At 50.4% G+C, this 1,674-nt stretch carries 2 protein-coding genes and 1 pseudogene; all 3 read right to left on the bottom strand.

Going from position 1 to position 1,674, the window contains the following annotated elements; translation table 11 throughout:
- Positions 1–787 (bottom strand): integrin alpha (locus JCM12308_RS27400; protein ID WP_174519229.1); only part of this gene is annotated, 787 nt, incomplete at its 3' end.
- A gap of 33 nt (positions 788–820) precedes the next feature.
- Positions 821–901: pseudogene (locus JCM12308_RS33200) on the bottom strand (hypothetical protein); the annotation flags it as partial.
- Between the two features lie 108 nt (positions 902–1,009).
- On the bottom strand, positions 1,010–1,674 hold a 665-nt coding region (locus JCM12308_RS27395), incomplete at its 5' end, for an FG-GAP repeat protein (protein WP_174519228.1).

Here is a 1,674-nt window from a genome sequence, read left to right as displayed (position 1 = left end):
CCAAATCGATAACACCATCAATGGTGCCATCAGCTGCATCAGCAGTCGCCAGTGAAGCAATAGACATTAGATAGGCTTCACCAGAGTTGGAGCCACCGCCGTCAGCATTACGTGCACCAATCAACAGATCGTCCTTACCATCATTGTCAACATCACCGACAAATGACACGCTAATTCCCGCATCATCGCCAACTTCCGTACCAACGAACTGATAAGAGTTAGTCTGCTCATTGACATTATCTAGATCGATAATCCCATCAGTGGTGCCATCAGCTGCATCAGCTGAAGCAAGTGCTGCTGCAGTCAACAGATAGGCCTCACCCGAGCCAGCGCCGCCACCATCTGCTGCCCGAGCACCGATCAAGAAGTCATTTTTGCCATCGCCATCAACATCACCAGCAGCTGAGATATCAATGCCGGCCAGGTCATCTGCTTGGGTGCCAACAAACTGATAAGAGTTGGTTTGCTCATTGACATTGTCCAAATCAATGATGCCGTCAGTAGTGCCGTCAGCGGCATCAGCTGAAGCCATAGCAGCAGCTGTCAGCAAATATGCTTCACCAGAACTGGAGCCGCCATCATCTGCAAAAATGCTGCTGATAAAGACATCATCTTTGCCATCGCCATCCACATCGCCTGCAGATGTTACACGAGTTCCGGCTTGGTCCATTACTTCTGTACCATTGAACTGATAAGATCCAGTCTGCTCATTGACATTACCCAAATCAATAACACCATCAGTGGTGCCGTCAGCGGCATCAGCGGCTGCTAGTGCAGAAGCCGTCATCAGATAAGCAGCCCCTGAAGCGGATCCTTGGTTGGCACCACTACCATTAGCATTCGCAGCACCGATGAGCAGATCATCCTTACCATCACCATCAACATCACCAGCTGAAGAGATACTGCGCCCTGCCGTATCAAACCCATCATCACCGACAAACTGATAAGATCCGGTCTGCTCGTTGACATTATCCAGATCAATGACACCGTCAGAGTACCGTCTGCAGCATCAGCGCGAGACAACGCTGCAGCTGTGAACAAGATAGACTTCCCCAGAGTTACGGCCTCCATCATCAGCAAAGTCAGCACCAATGAGAAGGTCATCCCGTCCATCACCATCAACATCACCAGCAGACGAAACGCTTACACCAGCAAAATCAGCAGATTCTGTGCCAACAAACTGGTAAGAGCCTGACTGCTCATTGACATTATCCAGATCAATAACACCATCAGTGGTGCCATCAGCTGCATCAGCTGAGGCAAGTGCTGCTGCCGTCAGTAGATAGGCCTCACCTGAGTTGCTTCCACCACCACTGGCATTTGAAGCACCAATGAGAAGATCATCTTTGCCGTCTCTATCGACATCTCCAGCAGATGAGATCGCATTACCAGCCCCATTACTCGCGGCCGCTCCAACCAACTGGTAAGACCCGGACTGTTCATTGATATTATCCAGATCGATAACACCATCTACCGAGCCATCGGCGGCATCTGCATCTACCATAGCAGCAGCTGTAACCAGGTAAACTTCACCAGAATTACTTCCGCCGCCATCAGCACCAGGAGCACCAATCAAGAAATCACCGCGACCATCACCGTCAACATCACCGGCTGCCGAAACGCTTACACCAGCACCATCATCAACTTCCGTCCCGATGAACTGATAAGATGTTC

This window comes from Pseudovibrio denitrificans JCM 12308 (genome assembly GCF_001310815.1).
Taxonomy (GTDB): Bacteria; Pseudomonadota; Alphaproteobacteria; order Rhizobiales; family Stappiaceae; genus Pseudovibrio; species Pseudovibrio denitrificans.
The sequence above is the reverse complement of the archived record's forward strand: the minus strand, read 5'-3'. Positions and strand labels throughout refer to the sequence as shown.